Annotated in this window: 23 protein-coding genes; 6 read left to right on the top strand and 17 right to left on the bottom strand. The window is 67.1% G+C overall.

Annotation, left to right across the window (positions count from 1 at the left end; genetic code table 11):
* Positions 1 to 13 precede the first annotated feature (13 nt).
* The 4 genes from BZG35_RS06005 to BZG35_RS05990 are packed head-to-tail and all read left to right on the top strand — an operon-like array spanning position 14 to position 2,376.
* Positions 14 to 550, top strand: a complete 537-nt coding sequence (locus tag BZG35_RS06005; RefSeq protein ID WP_077354825.1) for a GNAT family N-acetyltransferase — start codon at positions 14 to 16, stop codon at positions 548 to 550.
* 14 nt (positions 551 to 564) lie between these two features.
* On the top strand, positions 565 to 849 hold the full coding sequence (locus BZG35_RS06000) for a nucleotidyltransferase family protein (protein WP_077354824.1): 285 nt from the start codon (positions 565 to 567) through the stop codon (positions 847 to 849).
* A complete protein-coding gene (locus BZG35_RS05995) occupies positions 842 to 1,198 on the top strand; it encodes a DUF86 domain-containing protein (RefSeq protein WP_077354823.1) in 357 nt (118 codons plus the stop codon). Before BZG35_RS06000 ends, BZG35_RS05995 begins: the two co-directional genes overlap by 8 nt.
* Positions 1,198 to 2,376, top strand: coding sequence for a VWA domain-containing protein (locus tag BZG35_RS05990; RefSeq protein WP_077354822.1), 1,179 nt, complete (start codon positions 1,198 to 1,200; stop codon positions 2,374 to 2,376). The genes BZG35_RS05995 and BZG35_RS05990 overlap by 1 nt, the downstream gene beginning before the upstream one ends.
* Positions 2,377 to 2,461: 85 nt before the next feature.
* Here the strand turns inward: BZG35_RS05990 and BZG35_RS05985 are convergent, their stop codons facing one another.
* From BZG35_RS05985 to BZG35_RS05965, 5 genes are all read right to left on the bottom strand, one after another.
* The gene (locus BZG35_RS05985) at positions 2,462 to 2,647 is read right to left on the bottom strand and encodes a CsbD family protein (RefSeq protein ID WP_077354821.1); all 186 of its coding nucleotides are present in this window, start codon (positions 2,645 to 2,647) and stop codon (positions 2,462 to 2,464) included.
* 89 nt (positions 2,648 to 2,736) lie between these two features.
* Positions 2,737 to 3,180, bottom strand: coding sequence for an NUDIX domain-containing protein (locus BZG35_RS05980; protein ID WP_077354820.1), 444 nt, complete (start codon positions 3,178 to 3,180; stop codon positions 2,737 to 2,739).
* Positions 3,177 to 4,220 (bottom strand): sensor histidine kinase, encoded by a 1,044-nt coding sequence (locus tag BZG35_RS05975; protein WP_077354819.1) that lies wholly within the window; start codon positions 4,218 to 4,220, stop codon positions 3,177 to 3,179. Before BZG35_RS05975 ends, BZG35_RS05980 begins: the two co-directional genes overlap by 4 nt.
* Positions 4,217 to 4,645 carry a response regulator gene (locus tag BZG35_RS05970; RefSeq protein ID WP_253189284.1) on the bottom strand — a complete coding sequence of 143 codons (429 nt, stop codon included), beginning with the start codon at positions 4,643 to 4,645 and terminating at the stop codon, positions 4,217 to 4,219. Before BZG35_RS05970 ends, BZG35_RS05975 begins: the two co-directional genes overlap by 4 nt.
* Positions 4,642 to 6,039 carry an ATP-binding protein gene (locus tag BZG35_RS05965; protein ID WP_253189283.1) on the bottom strand — a complete coding sequence of 466 codons (1,398 nt, stop codon included), beginning with the start codon at positions 6,037 to 6,039 and terminating at the stop codon, positions 4,642 to 4,644. The genes BZG35_RS05970 and BZG35_RS05965 overlap by 4 nt, the downstream gene beginning before the upstream one ends.
* Positions 6,040 to 6,289: 250 nt before the next feature.
* Here BZG35_RS05965 and BZG35_RS05960 point away from each other — a divergent pair, with 250 nt between their 5' ends.
* Positions 6,290 to 7,006 (top strand): hypothetical protein, encoded by a 717-nt coding sequence (locus BZG35_RS05960; RefSeq protein WP_077354817.1) that lies wholly within the window; start codon positions 6,290 to 6,292, stop codon positions 7,004 to 7,006.
* Here BZG35_RS05960 and flhA read toward each other — a convergent pair.
* The 10 genes from flhA to BZG35_RS05910 all read right to left on the bottom strand — a co-directional run bounded on the left by flhA (position 7,003) and on the right by BZG35_RS05910 (position 17,143).
* Positions 7,003 to 9,090 (bottom strand): flagellar biosynthesis protein FlhA, encoded by a 2,088-nt coding sequence (gene flhA / locus BZG35_RS05955; protein WP_077357873.1) that lies wholly within the window; start codon positions 9,088 to 9,090, stop codon positions 7,003 to 7,005. The genes BZG35_RS05960 and flhA overlap by 4 nt on opposite strands.
* Before the next feature lie 14 nt (positions 9,091 to 9,104).
* On the bottom strand, positions 9,105 to 10,004 hold the full coding sequence (bla, locus tag BZG35_RS05950) for a class A beta-lactamase (protein WP_077354816.1): 900 nt from the start codon (positions 10,002 to 10,004) through the stop codon (positions 9,105 to 9,107).
* A 1-nt stretch (position 10,005) separates the two neighbouring features.
* A complete protein-coding gene (locus BZG35_RS05945; protein WP_077354815.1) occupies positions 10,006 to 11,415 on the bottom strand; it encodes a sigma-54-dependent Fis family transcriptional regulator in 1,410 nt (469 codons plus the stop codon).
* A 37-nt stretch (positions 11,416 to 11,452) separates the two neighbouring features.
* Entirely contained in the window at positions 11,453 to 11,785 is a 333-nt protein-coding gene (gene fliN / locus BZG35_RS05940) for a flagellar motor switch protein FliN (protein WP_077354814.1), read from the bottom strand.
* Positions 11,782 to 12,459, bottom strand: a complete 678-nt coding sequence (locus tag BZG35_RS05935) for a flagellar assembly protein FlbE (RefSeq protein WP_077354813.1) — start codon at positions 12,457 to 12,459, stop codon at positions 11,782 to 11,784. The genes fliN and BZG35_RS05935 overlap by 4 nt, the downstream gene beginning before the upstream one ends.
* A 1-nt stretch (position 12,460) precedes the next feature.
* Positions 12,461 to 13,498, bottom strand: a complete 1,038-nt coding sequence (fliG, locus tag BZG35_RS05930; RefSeq protein WP_077354812.1) for a flagellar motor switch protein FliG — start codon at positions 13,496 to 13,498, stop codon at positions 12,461 to 12,463.
* Positions 13,498 to 15,123, bottom strand: a complete 1,626-nt coding sequence (gene fliF, locus BZG35_RS05925; protein ID WP_077354811.1) for a flagellar basal-body MS-ring/collar protein FliF — start codon at positions 15,121 to 15,123, stop codon at positions 13,498 to 13,500. The genes fliG and fliF overlap by 1 nt, the downstream gene beginning before the upstream one ends.
* A 97-nt stretch (positions 15,124 to 15,220) precedes the next feature.
* Positions 15,221 to 16,246, bottom strand: coding sequence for an alpha/beta fold hydrolase (locus tag BZG35_RS05920; protein ID WP_077354810.1), 1,026 nt, complete (start codon positions 16,244 to 16,246; stop codon positions 15,221 to 15,223).
* Entirely contained in the window at positions 16,243 to 16,839 is a 597-nt protein-coding gene (locus BZG35_RS05915; protein WP_077354809.1) for a uracil-DNA glycosylase family protein, read from the bottom strand. Before BZG35_RS05915 ends, BZG35_RS05920 begins: the two co-directional genes overlap by 4 nt.
* Positions 16,823 to 17,143 carry a DUF3253 domain-containing protein gene (locus tag BZG35_RS05910; protein WP_077354808.1) on the bottom strand — a complete coding sequence of 107 codons (321 nt, stop codon included), beginning with the start codon at positions 17,141 to 17,143 and terminating at the stop codon, positions 16,823 to 16,825. Before BZG35_RS05910 ends, BZG35_RS05915 begins: the two co-directional genes overlap by 17 nt.
* Before the next feature lie 48 nt (positions 17,144 to 17,191).
* On the opposite strand from BZG35_RS05910, the gene BZG35_RS05905 reads away from it, so the two are divergent.
* Positions 17,192 to 17,626 carry a PaaI family thioesterase gene (locus BZG35_RS05905; protein WP_077357871.1) on the top strand — a complete coding sequence of 145 codons (435 nt, stop codon included), beginning with the start codon at positions 17,192 to 17,194 and terminating at the stop codon, positions 17,624 to 17,626.
* Here the strand turns inward: BZG35_RS05905 and BZG35_RS05900 are convergent, their stop codons facing one another.
* Both BZG35_RS05900 and BZG35_RS05895 read right to left on the bottom strand, forming a co-directional pair.
* Positions 17,627 to 18,001: a type II toxin-antitoxin system VapC family toxin gene (locus BZG35_RS05900; protein WP_077354807.1), complete on the bottom strand. Its 375-nt coding sequence runs from the start codon at positions 17,999 to 18,001 to the stop codon at positions 17,627 to 17,629. It lies immediately after the preceding gene.
* Entirely contained in the window at positions 17,998 to 18,303 is a 306-nt protein-coding gene (locus BZG35_RS05895) for a type II toxin-antitoxin system Phd/YefM family antitoxin (protein ID WP_077354806.1), read from the bottom strand. The genes BZG35_RS05900 and BZG35_RS05895 overlap by 4 nt, the downstream gene beginning before the upstream one ends.
* Positions 18,304 to 18,315: the final 12 nt, after the last annotated feature.

The raw sequence follows: 18,315 nt of genomic DNA, 5'->3' as shown, positions 1-18,315 counted from the left end.
CTAAGGGGCGGACATGACCGACGTTGTGATCCGCCCCGCCCGCCCCGACGACGCCGCCGCGCTTGGTGCGTTGGGGCACCAGACGTTCCTCGACACCTTCGTGGCCGCCGATGGGTTCGCCATCCCCTACCCGGCCGCCGACCTGGCCGTGTTCATCGAGGGAAGCTTTGGCGTGGCTGCGACGGCGCGAAAACTGGCCGAGCCGAGCGCGGTTTGGTGGGTGGCGGAAGCGGCGGACGGGGCCCTGCTGGCCTTCGCCAATGCCGGGCCCAACACCCTGCCCCACCCCGACGCCCGGCCCAGCCACACCGAACTGCGCCGGCTGTATGTGAGCAAGGCGGCCCAGGGCCTGGGACTGGGCACCCGGTTGCTGACTCTGGCGCTGGACTGGATGGAGGCGAACAGCGACGGGGCCATCTGGATCGGCGTCTGGAGCGGCAATGTGAAGGCTCAGAAGCTGTACGCCGGGCACGGGTTCGAGAAGGTCGGCGAGTATCAGTACCCGGTCGGGACCTGGCTCGACGACGAGTTCATCCTGCGGCGGGGATAGGCTATGGTCGCCCTATGACCCGCGACGAACTGCTGGTGAAACTGCGCGAGCTGAAGCCTTGGCTTGAAGAACAGGGCATCGTCAACGTGCGCCTGTTCGGCAGCTATGCCCGCGACGAAGCGGGGCCGGACAGCGACGTGGATCTGCTGGTGGAGGTGGTGAAGCCGCTAGGGTTTCGCTTCTTCGGCGTGGAGCGCGAACTGGGAGATCGATTGGGCGCACGCGTCGAAATGGGCACGCGCGACGAGATGCCTCGTCTTCTGTGGAAAGTCGTGAGCAGAGACGCTGTGAATGTCTAGCGAGCGCGACCGCTTGTACCTGACAGAAATGCTGACGGCCGTGTACCGCATCTCCATGAATCTGGGGGACTTCACCGCCGATGAATGGGCAGACATCGAGCCCCTGGTCGCTGTGGTCTGCATGAACATGATCGTGCTCGGTGAGGGTGCCAACCAGCTGTCATCAGACCTGAAGGACAGAGAGCCCGACGTCCCTTGGGCGGACATTATTGGAATGAGGAACCGCCTCGCTCATGCGTACCTGCGGGTGAACCTGCACCGGGTTTGGGAAGCCGCGACAGATACAACGCCCCGCCTCCGAGCGCCTTTAGAGCGGTTGCTGGGCTCCCTCGGCCCGGAACCAGACTGATGCTCCTCCCCTTCTTCACCGCCCTGCGGCAGGCCAAGGTGCCAGTGTCGACCAAGGAATGGCTCCATCTGATGGAGGCCATGGACAAGGACGTGGCCGGGGGGCGGGTCGAGGACTTCTACCACCTGTCGCGGGCGGTCCTGATCAAGGACGAAAAACACTACGACCGGTTCGATCAGGTCTTCGGAACCGTGTTCAAGGGCATCGAGACCCTCGGGGCGGGCGATGAGCCCACGCTGGACGTGCCCGAGGACTGGCTGAAGCTGCTGAACGCCAAGTTCCTGACCGACGCGGAGAAGGCCGAGGTCGAGGCCATGGGCGGCTTCGACAAGCTGATGGAGACGCTGAAGCAGCGGATGGAAGAGCAGAAGGAGCGCCACGCGGGCGGGTCCAAATGGATCGGCACCGGCGGCACCAGCCCCTTCGGCCACGGCGGCTACAATCCCGAGGGCGTGCGGATCGGCGGGCCGGGGCAGCATGGCCGCGCGGTCAAGGTCTGGGAGAAGCGGGAGTTCCGCAATCTGGACGACACGGTCGAACTGGGCACGCGCAACATCAAGGTGGCGCTGCGGCGGCTGCGCCGGTTCGCGCGCGAGGGCGCGGCCGAGGAACTGGACATCGACGGGACCATCGACGGGACCGCGCGGCAGGGCTGGCTGGACATCCGCATGCGGCCCGAGCGGCGCAACACGATCAAGGTCCTGCTGTTCCTCGACGTGGGCGGGTCGATGGATGGCCATATCAAGCTGTGCGAGGAGCTGTTCAGCGCCGCCCGCACCGAGTTCAAGAACCTCGAGTTCTTCTACTTCCACAACTGCCTGTACGAGGGCGTGTGGAAGGACAACCGACGCCGGCACGGGGAGACCATCCCGACCTGGGATCTGCTGAACAAATACCCCGGCGACTGGCGGGCCATCTTCGTCGGCGACGCCACGATGAGCCCTTACGAGGTCACGATGCCGGGCGGATCGGTCGAACACTGGAACGAGGAGGCCGGGGCGGTCTGGATGCGCCGCGCGCGGCTGCAGTGGGACAAGTCGGTGTGGCTGAACCCCGTGGCCGAGCGCTACTGGGACTATACGGCGTCGGTGAAGCTGCTGAGCGAGGTCATGGATCAGCGCATGTATCCATTGACGCTGGACGGGCTGGACCGGGCCATGCGGGCGCTGACCCGATAGCGCGGCGCGCCATCGGGATGAACGACCAGACAAAAAAAAGGCCGCTCCAGACGGAGCGGCCTCTGCAGTCGATCGCGGCGTTGACCTAGTGCTTGTCAGCGTCCCGGACGGAATCCTTGATACCACCGACAGTGTTCTGGACCTTGCCTTCGAGCTGGTCGGCCTTGCCTTCAGCCTTCAGTTTTTCGTCGCCCGTCACCTTGCCGGCGGCTTCCTTGATGTTGCCACCGATGTTCTTGGCGGCGCCTTCGATGCGGTCATGATCGGCCATGAGAGACTCCTGACATTCGACGTCGCCCCAACGGCGACGGTCATGCCTGAAAAGCGAATGGCGACACCGGGCGTTCCGTATGGCCGCGCTTAGCGCCGCAGCCACTTCGCCACGGCCCAGGCGTGGGCGTCATGACGCAGTTCCGACAGGGCCGTCCGAGGGTGCAGCCAGACCAGTTCGTGATCGGCCTCGACCTTGCGGGCCGGGTCCAGCGCCAGCCGCTCGGCGATCCAGAAGCCTCCGAGGTTGTTCACCGGAGCCCCGTCCGACTTGCGAAAATACTGACCGGCCTCGGCGATCCGATCCAACGGGCGGACCGTCATGCCGGTCTCCTCCAGGAACTCGCGGATCAGGGCTTCCGGCTCCGTTTCGTCCCCGTCGATCGCCCCGCCCGGCAGGTCGAAATAGGGCGTGTCGCGCGTGACCCTGACGCAGGCGATCTTCTCGTCGTGGAAGACCAGGCCGAAGACCGCCGGGCGCAACAGATAGTCGGTGTCGGCATCGGCCCGGCCGAACTGAAGGGCCGGGGTCACAGGTCGAAGGCCAGACGGGCGCGAACGCCCTTGTGCGCCCCGTCGAACTCGACGGCGGAGCGCAGGCCGGACGCCATGGCGGTGATGATCTTGCCGCCCAGACCCGTGCCCTTGGGCTTGCCGTCGCCCAGGCCGGGACCGTCGTCCTCGACCGTCAGGATCGCCCGCTGCGTCGCGGGATCGGGCGCGAGAATGACGCGGATCTCGCCGGTCTGGCCGGGGGCATAGGCGTATTTGACGGCATTGGTGACCAGCTCGGTAACCACCACGCCCAGCGACACGGCCTGATCGGTGGTGACGCGCATCGGCTGCGCCTGCAGGATGATGCGCGGCGACGTTTCGTCGGGGCCGAGGGACTTGGACAGCTCGTCGACCAGGCCTTCCAGATAGGCCTGCATATCCACCGACTCCATGTCGCCGGAGGTGTAGAGGCGGCGGTGCACATGGGCCACGGCCTCGATCCGGGCCTGGGCCTCGCGCAGGGCGTTGCGGGCCCCGTCGTCGGCGAGGTGCCGCAGTTGCAAGGACATGAAGGTCGAGACCAGTTGCAGCGAATTGCCGACGCGGTGGTTGACCTCGCGCAACATGGCTTCGGCGCGATCGCGCGCCAGTCGGACCTCTTCCTGGGCCTCCTCGTTCTCGCGCTCCAGCCGCCGGCGCAGCAGGGCGTCTTCCAGGGCCGAGCGCAGCAGGGCCGTGAAGTCCTCGGACACGTCCTTGATCACATAGTCGGCCGCGCCGGCTCGCAGGGCGGCGACGGCGATCCGGCCTTCCTGGGCCCCCGTGACATAGACGACGGGTGGGGGCGCGGGGCGGTGCAGCAGGTCGGGCAGCACGTCCAGACCATCGCGGCCGGGCATGTAGTGATCGAGCGCGCAGATGTCGTAGTCGCCGGTATCCATGGCCTGGACACCCGCGTCGCCGTCGGCGGCCAGGGTCACCTCATAGCCGTGGCGGCCGAGTTCCTTCTGAACGAGCCGCGACAGACCGCGGTCATCGTCGATGTAGAGCAGCCGGATGAGCGGCTTGTCCGGCGTCATTCGATCTCCGGGGCCTGCATCACGGACAGAAACAGCCCCAGTTGGCGGATCGCCCCCGCGAAGCTTTCATAGTCCACGGGCTTGGTGATGTAGACGTTGCAGCCCAGGTCGTAGCAGCGCTGAATCTCGGTCTTGTCGTCGGTGGTGGTCAGGACGACCACGGGCGCGCGCTTCAGGCGCTCGTCCTTTTTGACCTCGGCCAGGATATCCGTCCCGCTCATGTCCGGCAGGTTCAGGTCCAGCAGGATCAACATCGGTCCGTTGGCGCGCACCTCCTCGCTGAACAGATAGTCGAGGGCGGGCTGGCCGTGGTCGAAATGGACGATTTCGTTCGAGATGTTGGCGCGCCGGATGTTCTTTTCGATCAGCTTGGCGTGGCCGTGGTCGTCTTCGACCATCACGATCTTGACGGGGTTGCTGCTCATAAGGGGTCTCCGGCGTCGTCGAGGATGAGGCGTTTGGGGAATTTGAGCCGGAATGTCGAGCCTTCGCCCAGGGCGGACTCGACATCGATCGAACCGCCCAGACGGCGAACGCTGTTGCGGACGAAGGCGAGACCCAGTCCCTCGCCCTTCTGGTCCTGACGCCCGGCCCGACGGAACAGTTCGAAAATTCGCTCGTGGTCTTTCGCGGCGATCCCCCGGCCGTTGTCGGCGATCGCATATTCGACCCAGCCGCCCGGAAGGTCCCGGCCCGTGATCTCGATCCGGCCCGGGCGGCCGGGCTGCAGATACTTGACCGCGTTGTCGACCAGGTTACCGACGATCTGTTCCATCGACAGACGGTCGCTCTCGATGGACACCATCTCGCCGACGACGAAGTCCGTCTCCGTCGCTTCCAGCTGATGGCGCACGGTATCGGCGATCCGCTGGGTCATGGCCCCCATGTCCAGCGATTCGGGCACCAGATTGCGGCGCCCCTCGCGCGACAGCTTCAGGATGGCGTTGATCAGCCTGTCCATTTTCTCGGTCGAGGCGCGGATGAAGCCGACCGCCTCGGGTATGTCCTCGCGCGCGGCGATCAGGGCGTCGCGCTCCACTAGATCCGGCGCCAGGGTCTCCACCTTGGTCATCTGCAGATCGATGGTTCGACCCGCCTGCTCCAGCTCGGCGGTGTAGCCCATGACGTTGACGAGCGGCGAGCGCAGATCGTGGCTGACGATATAGGCGAACCGCTGCACCTCCTCATTGGAACGCACCAGGGCGGCGGTGCGGGCCTTGACGGTTTCCTCCAGCCCGGCGTTGACGCGGTCGATGGCCGCCTGGGCGTCCTTGAGTTCGGCCAGGTAGCGCCAGGTCAGGAGGGCGACGATGGCGCCGAGCACCAGGATCAGCACGCCGGCCACCCCGTTGACGATCGCGGTCGTCAGCGCCGACCCTTCGGACTGGCCCCGTCGCTGCGCCAGTTCGCTGCCCAGCCGGCTGTCCAGATCGCCCAGCTCGGCCTCCAGCTGGCGCATCAGTTCCTTGCCTTCACCTTGGGCGATGCGGTCGGATGCGGCCTGGCGACTGGCGGCGCGCCCCAGGGCGATGACGCCGTTCATCTCCAGGATCTTGGCGCGGGACAATCGCGTCACGGTCGCGACGGTGGCCGCGCCCACGGGGTCGTCACCCAGTCGTTCGGCGAGCGTGTCGATCAGATAGGCGTTCGCCTGAACCGCTTGATCGTACTCCAGGCGGAACGCATACAGACCGGTCAGGACATAACCGCGCTGGGCCGTCTCCGCATCCTTGAGATTCAGCAGTAGGATCCTGCCGGCCCGGCGGGCCTGCCAGGTCGACTCCACGCGATCGTTGAAAGCCGCCGTTCGCTGGATCATCACGAAGGTCGTGACGTTCGCGACGAACAGCAAAAGAATAGCGGCCGAGAGTAGCAAAACGATCGATCGGCCCAGTGTACGCTGGCGCAACAACTGTGCGAATGCCGAGAAAAGGCGAGAAATCGAAGACATTGGGCAGGAGCTTTAGCGGAGCTGTATCGCCTGTCCAGCGAAGTCGTTCGCAGCGCAACACATCCGAGGATAAACCGTTACGATAACAAGCTATGCCGTTCCGGGGGAGGACGATCCTATGTTGTGGTGGTGGTGGATTATTCCGACGGCGGTGGCGGTGATCGGGGCCCTGATCCTGGTCGCCGGCCTTGCAAGCCTGTTCAAGGGGCGGTTTCTGGGCGGGCTGTTCGGGACGGCGGTGGGGGGCATCCTCCTCGCCGGGGCCCTGTGTGCCGCCCTGCTGGGCCAGAACGTCCAGACCTATTCGCGGCTCAGCTATGAGCGCCCGGTGGCCAGCCTGTCCGTCCGGCGGCTCGCCCCGCAGTATTTCGAAGCCACCGTCACCCAGCCGGCGACGACCGACCTGCCCGCGCGCACGGCCGTCTACCCGATCAATGGCGACGAGTGGCGGATGGAGGCGCAGGTGCTGAAGTGGAAGCCCTGGGCCAATGTCATGGGGCTGGACGCGCAGTATCGTCTCGATCGGATTTCGGGTCGCTACCAGGACATCGATCAGGAGCGGACGGGGGCCCGCAGCGTCCATGCCCTCTACAGCGAGGAACCCGGTACCGTGGCGGGTCTGCAGATGCCCTGGTCGTTAAGCGCTTGGGACGTGGCGCGAAAGTACCGGCGCTACGTCGACGCCGTCGACACGCTTTACGGCTCCGCGGCCTATATGCCGATGGCCGACGGCGGCACGTATGAGGTGTGGATCACCCAGTCGGGACTGATCGCACGGCCGACCAACGAAGCCGCGCGGGCGGCATCGGCCGGTGGATTCGTGCGGGTCGACTAGACGCTGCCCAGGGTCCGCAGTCTGGCCTTCGGGTGGACCTCGTTCTGGCTCATCACCACGGTCTGCCCCCGGAAGCGTTCGATGATGGATCGGACATAGGGACGGATCTGGGGGCCGGTCAGCAGGACGGCGCTTTCGCCCGACATGGCGGCGCGCTCGAACACGTCGCGGACGGCGCGGATGAAGTCCTGCAGCCGGCTGGGGGCCATGGCCAGCTGCTTGTCCTCGCCCCCGCCGACCAGGGCCTCGGCGAAGGCGTTCTCCCATTCCGGCGACAGGGTGATGATCGGCAGGGCCCCATCCTCGCCCTTGTACTGCCAGCACAGCTGGCGGGCCAGACGGGTGCGGACGTGCTCGACCAGGGTGGTGACCGATGATGAATGCGGTGCCGCCTCGGCCAGGCCTTCGAGAATGGCGCCCAGGTCGCGGATCGAGACCTTTTCGCGCAGCAGGGACTGCAGGACGCGCTGCAGGGTGGTGACGGTGACGACCGAGGGCACCAGTTCGTCGACCAGCTTGCGCTCCTCGACCCCCAGTTCCTTGATCAGCTTCTGCACCTCGGCATAGCTGAGCAGGTCGGCCATGTTCTCCTTGAGGATTTCCGTCAGGTGGGTGGTCAGCACGGTCGAGGGATCGACGATGGTGTAGCCGCGGAAGGTCGCCTCCTCGCGCAGGCTCTCGTCGATCCAGGTGGCGGGCAGGCCGAAGGCGGGTTCCTTGGTGTGCTCGCCGGGCAGCTCGACCTGGCGGCCGGCCGGGTCCATGGCCATCAGCGAGCCCAGCCGGACTTCGCCGGTGCCAGCCTCCATCTCCTTGATGCGGATAGCATAGCCCTGGGTCGGCAGGCGCATGTTGTCGAGGATGCGCACCGACGGCATGACGAAGCCGAACTCCTGGGCCAGGGCGCGGCGCAGGGCCCGGACCTGGTCGGTCAGGCGGCGACCTTCCAGGTCGTTGATCAGCGTCAGCAGGGAATAGCCGAGCTCGATCTTGACCTCGTCGATCGACAGGGCGGTGCCGATCGGTTCCTCGACGTCGTCCTTGGGCTTGGTGTTGACCGCCTCGTTGTCGATCGGCTCGGGCTTCAGCTTGGCCCGACCAAGCCGCCAGGCCATGTAACCCGAACCGATGGCCAGGGCGGCGAAGGGGATGATCGGCATGCCGGGAATCAGAGCCAGCAGACCGGAGGCGGCCGCCACCATGCCGAGGCTGACCGGATTGGTGGCCAGTTGCTGGACCAGGGCCTTGTCGGCCGAGCCCTCGACCCCGGCCTTGGAGACCAGGAAGCCCGCCGCGATCGAGATGATGATGGCGGGAACCTGGGTCACCAGACCGTCGCCGATGGTCAGCTGGATATAGGTGTTGGCCGCGTCGCCGATCGGCAGATCGTGCTGAAGCACGCCGATCAGGATGCCGCCGATGGCGTTGATGAAGACGATGATCAGACCGGCGACGGCATCGCCGCGGACGAATTTGGACGCACCGTCCATGGCCCCGAAGAAGGTGGATTCCTGTTCGAGTTCCTTGCGCCGCAGCTTGGCCTGTTCCTCGGTGATCAGGCCGGAGGACAGGTCGGCGTCGATGGCCATCTGCTTGCCCGGCATGGAGTCGAGCGTGAACCGGGCCGAGACCTCGGCGATCCGGGTCGAGCCCTTGGTGATGACCACGAAGTTCACAACCAGGATGATGGCGAAGATGATGATGCCGATGATGAAACTGCCGCCCATCATCAGGGCGCCGAAGGCGTTGATGACCTGACCGGCGGCGTCGTGGCCCTCATGGCCGTGGGTCAGGACCAGACGCGTCGAGGCCAGGTTCAGCCCCAGGCGGAACAGGGTCGAGATCAGCAGGACGGTCGGGAAGATGGCGAAGTCCAGCGGGCGCTTCATCATCAGCGCCGTCATCAGGATCAGCACCGACGACACCAGGCTGATGGCCAGAAGCAGGTCCAGCAGGAATCTGGGGACGGGCAGGATGAGGAGAAGGATGACGCCGATGACGCCGACGGCCATGCCGACTTCACCCCTCAGCAGCCAGCCCTTGACGTCGCCGCCCGTCGGACGGGCCATGCCGTCCTTCATCATCACCGGGGTGTCGGTCATGCGCGACCGAGGCGGGTCAGGGCCAGACGGGTGGCGTCGGCGATGACGGCGGCGTTCTGGGCATCCGACGTGTCGGGGGTGGCATGGTAGTAGGCCGCGACGATGACGGGCTCGCCCGAAGGCGGATAGAGGATGCCGATGTCATTGGTTGGGCCATAGCCCCCGGTGCCGGTCTTGTGCGCCACGCGCCAGCCGGCCGGGGCACCCCCCTTCAGCCGATCCGCGCCGCTGGGCGAGGCGAACATCCAGCCCAACAGCCGGGTCTGGGACTCCGCCGAAAGCGGCGAGGCCGCATCGAGGAACAGGCGCTGGATATTGGTGGCGGACTGCAGGGACTGGATCGTGTCCTTGATGCCGTCGACACGGTTCATCTCGGGCTCGAAGCGATCGACCGTGGTGCTGTCGTCGCCGAGGCCGCGGTAGAAGGCCCTCATGGGGTCGAGGCCGCCCAGCGCCTTGAGCAGCAGGTTGGCGGCGGGGTTGTCCGACACCTCCACCACCGCCTGCATCAGGCGCTCGACGCTGAGGCTGGAGCCGATGGCCGGTTCGGTCACCGGAGCGTGGCTGACCATGTCGGCGGCGGTCATGGGGATCAGGCGGTCGAACTGTTCGTGCCCCGCCTGGACGCGCATCAGCGTGGCGGCGGACAGATACATCTTGAAGGTCGAGCAATAGACGAAACGTTCGTCCCCGCGGGCGGTCAAACGTCGGCCGGTGCCCAGGTCGTGGGCGACGAAGCCGAGGCGGCCGCCGTTCGCCTGTTCCAGCGCGGACAGATCGAAGAGCTCCGGGGCGGGGGTGGGCGCCGCGACGGGGGACGTCGTCTGAGGGGCGCAGCCGATCAGGCCGAGCGCTCCCAGGCCGGTCAGGACGCTTCTGCGGTCCGCGACGGTCATCCTAGGCGGCGCTCGAGGCGTAGCCGGTCATGGCGATGCCGGTCTGGGGCGCGATGATCGATGTGCCCTCGTCGGCGTATTCGTTCAGCTTGTTCCGCAGGGTGCGGATCGAGATGCCCAGGATGTTGGCCGCGTGCGTCCGGTTGCCCAGGCAGTGGCTGAGCGTGTCGAGGATGAGGGTCTTTTCCATCTGGGCGACGGTCTGGCCGACATAGGCGCGCGAGACCGCGTCGGCCGTCTGGGCGGCCCGGGCGGCGACGCCCGCGACTCCCGCATTGTCCGCGAGCCCGCTCACAGCCCCCATCAGCGGCTGACCGTCCGGCAGGCGGATGGCCTCGGCGTCGATCTCGGGCCCGACGGCCAGCAACACCGCGCGGTGCATGGCGTTCTCCAGCTCCCGGACGTTGCCGGGCCAGCGATGCGCGGCGAGGGCCCGGCGGGCGTCCAGAGACAGGGGCCGGACCGGCACGCCGTTGGCGGCGGCGTATTTCTTGACAAAGTGATCGGCCAGGACGGCCACGTCGCCGGGCCGCTCGCGCAGCGCGGGCAGGCGCAGGTTGACCACGTTCAGGCGGTACAGCAGATCTTCCCGGAAGGTGCCCTCGGCGACGGCCTTGGCCAGGTTGCGGTTCGAGGTGGCGATGATGCGGATGTTGACCGGCACGGGCTTGGTGCCGCCGACCCGGTCGATGATCCGCTCCTGGATCGCGCGCAGCAGCTTGGCCTGGAGCCGGGCGTCCATCTCGCTGATTTCGTCCAGCAGCAGGGTGCCGCCGTCGGCCTCCTCGAACTTGCCGATGCGGCGGGCGACGGCCCCGGTGAAGGCGCCCTTCTCGTGGCCGAACAGTTCGGATTCGAGCAGGTTGTCGGGAATGGCGGCGCAGTTGACGCTGATGAACGGGCGTTCGGCGCGTTTGGAATGGGTGTGCAGATAGCGCGCCATCACCTCCTTGCCGACGCCGCTTTCGCCGGTGATCAGGATCGAGGCTTCGGAGCGGGCGACCTGATCCGCCAGTTTGATCACGGCTTGCATCGAGGGATCGGCCGAGACCAGAGGGCGGTCGTCGTCGGCCACGGCGGCCAGGACGGCGGCGATCAGATCGGCGTCCGGCGGCAGGGGAATGAACTCCTTCGCCCCGGCCCGGATGGCGGCCGCCGCCTTGTCCGCGTCGTTGTCGACGCCACAGGCCACGACCGGCACGTAGATCCGCTCCATCTCGTTCGCCGCGATCAGACCGGCGATGTCGAGATTGTAGTCGACCATCAGCAGGTCGGCCCCCTGCCCTCGCCGGAGCTGCTCCGTCGCCTGATCCGTGCGCTCGACGTGATTGACCTTGGCGCCGTGCGCCATGGCCATCTTCACCGCCGCCGCGAGCTGGCCCGAAAGCCGCCCAACCACCAGAAGCCGCATGGGTCTTCTCCTCTATTCCGTGCTGAGGTTCCGACGCCTAGGCGTTGGAATCCTCGGTCTTGATGATTTCCGTCATGGTCACGCCCAGGCGGTCCTCGACGACGACGACCTCCCCGCGGGCGACCAGACGGTTGTTGACGAAGATGTCGATGGCCTCGCCGACCTTGCGGTCCAGCTCCAGCACCGAGCCGCGATTCAGCTTCAACAACTGGGCCACGGTCATATGGGCCTTGCCCAGCACGGCCGAGATATTGACCGGCACGTCGAAGACCGTCGCCAGGTCGGCGGCGGACTTGTCCCCCCCGTCATCGACGGTAGCCAGGGCGGTGGAGTTCGCGAACTCCTCGAGGGCGAGGTCGTCGGCCATCATTGTTCACTCTCAAAGGCGGAGGGGGCGTTGGCGAGAGACTCGGCATGGCCGGCCTCGGCGGCGAGGGCGGAGCGCAGCGCGCTCGCCATCCTGTCCGCTGCGGCCGCGGGGTCGAAGTCGGCGCGGCCGTCGGCCCATTCCAGGCGGAAAGCCGCGACCGGCAGATCCGGCTCGTCGCGAAAGGCCACCAGCCCGGAAAAGCCCGCGTCGACGCAAAGGGCCTGGATCTTCTGGCGCGAGGCGTCGTCAAGGCCGGAGGCGCGCAGGACGAGGCGCGGCGAGGCGTCGATCTCCTGACCCAGGGTTTCCAGCGCTGACTGCAGCGGCCCGGTGGGCAGGTGATCCAAGGCCGCGCAGGCGATGACCCGGGCGGCGGCCAGGGCCAGATCCGCCGACTGCTCCCGGTGCTGGTGCGCCACGAGCGTCAGGGCCGGGGCGGCCGAGGCGACCGCCTGGGCGATGGTCGACAGCGCCATGGCGGCGATGCTTTCCACCTCGGCCAAGGCTGCCTCGCGGGCCTCCAGCCGGGCCTGGGCGACGAGGGCCTCGACCTCGGTCGGCATGTAGGTGCGCTTGGTGGGCCGGAAGGCCGAGGCCCGCACCACGGTCCCGGCGTCGTCGAACTCGGTATCGAAGACGAACGGGCGGCTGTTGAGGGGGGTGGTGGGGGTCATGTCAGTAGATCAGCTCGTCGTCGCCGGAGGCCCCGGCCAGCATGATCTCGCCCCGCGCCGCCAGGTCCTTGGCCACCTGGACCATGGCCATCTGGGCGGTGTCGACGTCCTTCAGACGCACGGGGCCCATGGATTCCATGTCCTCCCGCATGATCTTGGACGCGCGCTCGGACATGTTGCTGAAGAACATCTCGCGCAGGGGCTCGGAAGCCCCCTTGAGGGCCAGGCCCAGGGAGTCCTTTTCGACCGCGCGCAGCAGGGTCTGGACCCCGCCCGGATCCAGCTTGGACAGGTCCTCGAACACGAACATCAGGGCGCGGATGCGCTCGGCCGCCTCGCGGTTGCGTTCTTCCAGCGCCCCGATGAACCGGGCCTCGGTCTGGCGGTCGAAGCTGTTGAAGATGTCGGCCATCATCTCGTGGCTGTCGCGCTTGGAGGTGCGCGCCAAGTTCGACATGAACTCCGTGCGCAGCGTCTGCTCGATCTTGTCGAGGATCTCCCGCTGGACGGGCTCCATCCGAAGCATGCGCTGGACGCATTCCAGCGCGAAGTCTTCGGGCAGGCTGGTCAGCACCCGGGCGGCGTGGTCGGGCTTCACCTTGGACAGGACCACGGCGACGGTCTGGGGGTATTCGTTCTTCAGATAGTTGGCGAGGACCGCCTCGTTCACATTGCCCAGCTTGTCCCACATGGTGCGACCGGCGGGACCGCGGATCTCCTCCATCAGACCTTCGACCCGATCGGCGGGCATGAATGAGGCCAGCAGACGCTGGGTCTGTTCGAACGAGCCCAGAACCGCACCCGAGCTGGACAGGCCCGAGACGAACTCGACCATCAGTTCCTCGACGACGGCCGCGGAGACCGTACCCAGCGAGGCCATGGCCTGGGAGATTTCCTTGACCTCGTCGTCGTCCAGGCCCTGCCACAGCCGCGTGTGCTCCTCGCCGAGGGCCAGCAGGATCACGGCCGCCTTTTCAGGGCCCGTCAGCCGCTTGGCGTCGTCCACAGATGCTTTTTTGCTGACCATTCTGGCGGCCATCAGCCTTCATGCACCCAAGTGCGGATGATGGACGTCGACTCTTCGGGGTGTTTCTCGACGAAGTCCGCCACCTTCTTGATCGAGGAGGCCTTCACCTGCCCCTCGATGCGGGCGATATCGATTCTCTGCTCCATCTCGGACGGACCGGGGAGCTGGCCCATCGACGCGCCGACCGGCGAGGTCTGCAGCGCCGTGACCGCGATCGGGCTGCCCGCCGCCGCCAGTTGTGGCCCCGCGCCCGACGCGCTCTTCAGCAGCGGGCGCAGGACGAAGAAGATCAGCAACAGGGCGGTCACCAGCAGAACCAGCAGCTCCACCCCGCGCATGATGTCGTTCTTGGTGAAGTTCAGCAGCGGCGAGCCGCCGTCCGTCCCGCCGGCCGAAACCAGAGCGTCGCGGTTGAAGCGGACATTGGTCACCCGCACCTGGTCGCCGCGCGTCTCGTCGAAGCCCATGGCCGCCTTCACCAGGTTCTCGATCTGGGTGATCTCCTCCTCCGTGCGGGGCGCATAGGCCGGCTCTCCACCCGGTTCGGCGGCCGGGGTCAGCTTGCCGTCGACCGCGACCGCCACCGACAGCTTCTTGACCTCGCCGGGCTCTTTCACGGTGGTCGTGGTCGTGTTCGAGATCTCGAAATTGGTCGTCTCGGTGTTGGCGGTCTCGGTCGAGCCCGCCGGGGTCGCGGCCGGCGCGGCCCCGCCGGGGATGTTGTTGGTCGCCGTGGCCCCGCCGTCCGGAACGCCGGTGGTGTCCTGGGACTGGGTGCCGTTGGTCGAGGTCGATCGCACGACCTGGCCGTCGGGATCGTATTTCTGCTCCTGGGTGGTGGAGCGGCTCATGTCGATGTCGGCGGTGACCTGGACTTGGGCCGCGCCGGGGCCGACGACGCCCTCGACAAGATCCTTGATCCGCGCCTGCAGCTGGGCTTCGGTGTTGCCCTTGGCCTCCTCGGCGGTGGCGGAGCTGAAGCCCTCCTCGTCGTCGGCGGCGGCCAGGGTCTGATTGGTCTCGTCGACGACGGTGACCTTGTTGGGCTTCAGGTTGGGCACAGAGGAAGCGATGACGGCGCGGATCGCGCGGACCTGATCGCTCGACAGCTTGCGCCCGCCGAGACCGACGACCACCGAGGCTGTAGGATCGGCCCCGTCCTGCTGAAACAGTTCGCGCTTGGGCAAAGCGATCGCCACGCGCGCGGACTGCACACCGCGCATCGACATGATGGTGCGCGCCAACTCACCCTGCAGGGCGCGCTGTTCGCTGATCTGCTGCTGGAACTCGGTCTGGCCCAGCACCGACTGGGTGTCGAACAACTCGTAGCCGACCGAGCCCGAGGTCACGAGACCCTTGCCGGCCAGCATCAGCCGCGCCTCGCCCACTTGATCGCGATTGACCATGATCGTCGATCCGTCGCCGCGGGTGGTATAGGGAATGCCCGACTGTTCCAGCGAGGCCGTGATCTCGCCCGCTTCGCGCAGGTCCAGATTGGAATAGAGCAGCGCGTCCGGGGCCTGGCCGACGCGCATCATCAGGGCGACCAGCACGGCCGCCACGCCCGCGCCGACGCCCAGCACCATGGCGAGGCGGCCGATCCCGAATCTCTGCAACGCCGCCGTAAAGCCGCCCACCCAAACCGCCTTCAGAAAACCGGGTCCGCCCGATACTTCGCGGGAGCCCAGACCCCTCCGCTAGGCAGAAACTGCCGCCCCTGTGGTTAATGTCGGTTTAAGTTGCGGCCGCGCTTCGCGTTTTTTCTTCGAGAAGGGCCTGCAGGACTGCCCCCGCCCCGGACGGCAGGATGGCGGCGGCGTCGAATAACAGCGCCTCGATATCACGGAAGACCACCTCGGCCTGCAGGTCGCGGTTCAACAGGTGCCAGCCGTCGGGATAGAAGGCCGTGCGCAGATTGGGCGGCCGGCCGGCCTGGATCAGGGCGCGACGCATCGGCCCGGGCTCGATGATCTGGTCGTGGGCACCGTACATCAGGGTCGTGGGGATCCGCACCGAACCCAGCTGGCGTGAAGCGCTCTCCATCAGATCGACCAGGCCCGACAGGGCATCGAACCGGGTCGCGCGGATGAACAGGGGGTCCGCGCCGTTGGCGATCAGCTCGGCCAGGTTGTCGCTGGCCCGGATGCGCCGCACGGCCCAGCCGGGAGGCTCTACCGCACGGCTGCCCAGAAGCCGGGCGGCGGCCCACAGGCTCGCGCGGTTGGCGAGGCTCTGGCTGGACCAGCCCCAGACGGCGGGCGCCAGCAGGATCAGCTGATCGGCCTGTGGAGGCCGGTTCGAGGCGAAGGCGGAGATGGCCACGGCCCCGCCCATGCTCTCGCCGACCACGGCGAGGCGGGCGGACGGATGCCGGCCCCGCACCAGGGTGACGATGGTGCGCAGGTCCTCGGTCATCAAGGCCTCGCCGGCCCAGGTGCCGCGCCCGGGCGCCGCACCGAAGCCGCGCTGGTCATAGGCATAGGTGGCGATGCCACGCGCGGCCCACCAGGGTCCGGCCAGACGCCAGGCGTTGGCGTGGTCGTTCATGCCGTGCAGGGCGACCACCACGGCGCGCGGCTCGCCGGCGGCCGGGCCCCAATAGCGGCAGGGCAGCCGGGCCCCGTCCTGGACGATGAAGCCGTCGGACTGGATCCGCGGTCCGCTAAAATCGGCGGGGGGGACCAGGGGCGACTGCAGATAGGGGGCCGCGCAGGCCCCGAGGCCCAGCACCAGTCCCGTCAGCAGCGTCCGTCGGATCATGCCGTGAGGATGCCTCGGACTCTCTGGCGAAGATACGGCACGACCTCGGCCTCGAACCAGGGATTGCGTCGCAGCCAGGCGGTGTTGCGCCACGACGGATGCGGCAGGGGCAGGATGGCGGGACCAAAGTCGCGCCAGGCCCGGACGGTCTCGGTCATGTTGACCTTGACCCGGTCGCCCAGGGCCCAGACCTGGGCATAGCCGCCGACCAGCAGGGTCAGCTCCATCGCCGGCAGGGCCGACATCAGCCGGGGTCGCCACAGGGCGGCGCAGCGACGGGGCGGCGGATAGTCGCCGCCCTTCGGAGCTGTGCCGGGATAGCAGAAGGCCTGGGCGGCGACGCCGATGCGGGGATCCGCATAGAAGTCGTCGTACGCAACGCCCATCCAGTCGCGCAGACGGTCGCCCGACGGGTCGGTGAACGGCAGGCCGCTCTCATGCACCCGACGGCCCGGGGCCTGACCGCAGATCAGCAGGCGGGTCTGGGGAAAGACACGCACCACGGGGCGCGGGGTGTGCGGCAACTCGCCCATACAGGCGCGGCAGGCGCGGATGTCCGATAGGACGGCCTCGAGATCAGGCGAAGTCGTCATCGCCCTCGGGCGCGGGCGGCAGGATGGCCAGGGCCGCGGCGGTCTCGGCCTCGGTCGGCAGGCGCAGACGGGTCACACCGCGGAAATTGGTCGGGTCGACGACCTTGCCCTTCTTGGTGATGGTCAGGCGGCCCTGGCGCATCAGGTGCAGGGCCGTCGTCCGGACCTTGGGCAGGACGCGCTGCCACTGCTCGGTCTGGATATGTTTGGCCACGTCGGCCGGCTCGACCGACTTGCCGCCGACGCCCTTGGGGTCGGCCTTGGCCAGGGTTTCGAAAATTGCCGCTTCGATTGGATCGCTCATCGCGCCTATATGCTGCACTGCGAGATCAAAAAGAAGGCGTTGGACGGAATGGTTGAGAAGGTCACGGTCAGCGAAGGGGAATTTGCCGGTTGGCAGATGTACGACCTGCACGGCACCTTCGATCAGGTGGTCGGCCCCTTCTACTTCAAGCCGGACCCCGACGGACGGATGCGCTGCGCCTTCCGGGCCGAGCCCAAGCACATGAACGCCGGCGACCGGATGCACGGCGGCTGCCTGATGACCTTCGCCGACATCGCCCTGTTCCAGGTCGCCTATCAGGAGATGGAGGGCAAGAACGGGGTGACGATCCAGCTGGATTCCACCTTCGTGGACGGGGCCTATGTCGGCGAGCTGATCGAGGCGACCGGAGAGGTCGTGCGCGCCGGCGGGTCGCTGATCTTCGCACGGGGGCAGATCACGACGGGCGGGCGCACGCTGATGACTTTCAGCGGCGTGATCCGGAAATTCAACGCGCGAGGCTGATCAGGTGAGGAGCACCGGCACGCCGTAGTCCGCGAGCAAGTGATCGCCGGTCACGAGGGTCAGATTTTCGATCATCGCCTGGGCGACGATGACACGGTCGAAGGGATCGCCGTGGAGGCGCGGCAGCCGCTGGACCCGCAGGGCGTGAGCTGCTGACACGGGCAGCCACGAGGAGATCATCTCAATATCGGCGAGCATTTCGTCGTCGAAGGCCAATCGCCCGCTTGACGCCTTGGTCGTGATCTCGAGCAGCGAAGCGGTGCTGACGAGGATTTCATTGCCGTCGTCGCGGATCGCAGCAAGCACCGCGGGACGCAGACGCTCCGGGTTGGTCAGGAGCCAGATCACGATGTTAGCGTCGAGCAACAGCCTCATTTACGCTCGAACGGCTTGCCGTCCTCGGCGGCATGCGGCATCGGGACGGGGTCCTCTCCGTACCATTTGCGATGCATTTCGGCGTCGAACGCTGACTCCTCCCAGTCGTCGGAAAGGATCATTTTGCCGCGATACTTCCCGAATATGGCGGCGCGATCGACGGCGACCGGCTGGGTGACCGGGGCCAGGCGAACAAGCGGCTTGCCCGCCTTGGCGATGATGACCTCTTCGCCGGCCAGGGCGCGTTCGATCAGCTTCGACAGGGTGGTCTTGGCTTCATGGATGTTCGCGGTGACGGCCATGCGGATAAGCTA

It is taken from the genome of Brevundimonas sp. LM2, assembly GCF_002002865.1.
GTDB lineage: Bacteria > Pseudomonadota > Alphaproteobacteria > Caulobacterales > Caulobacteraceae > Brevundimonas.
Note: the sequence above shows the minus strand (reverse complement) of the source record. Positions and strands in the feature narration are given on the sequence as shown.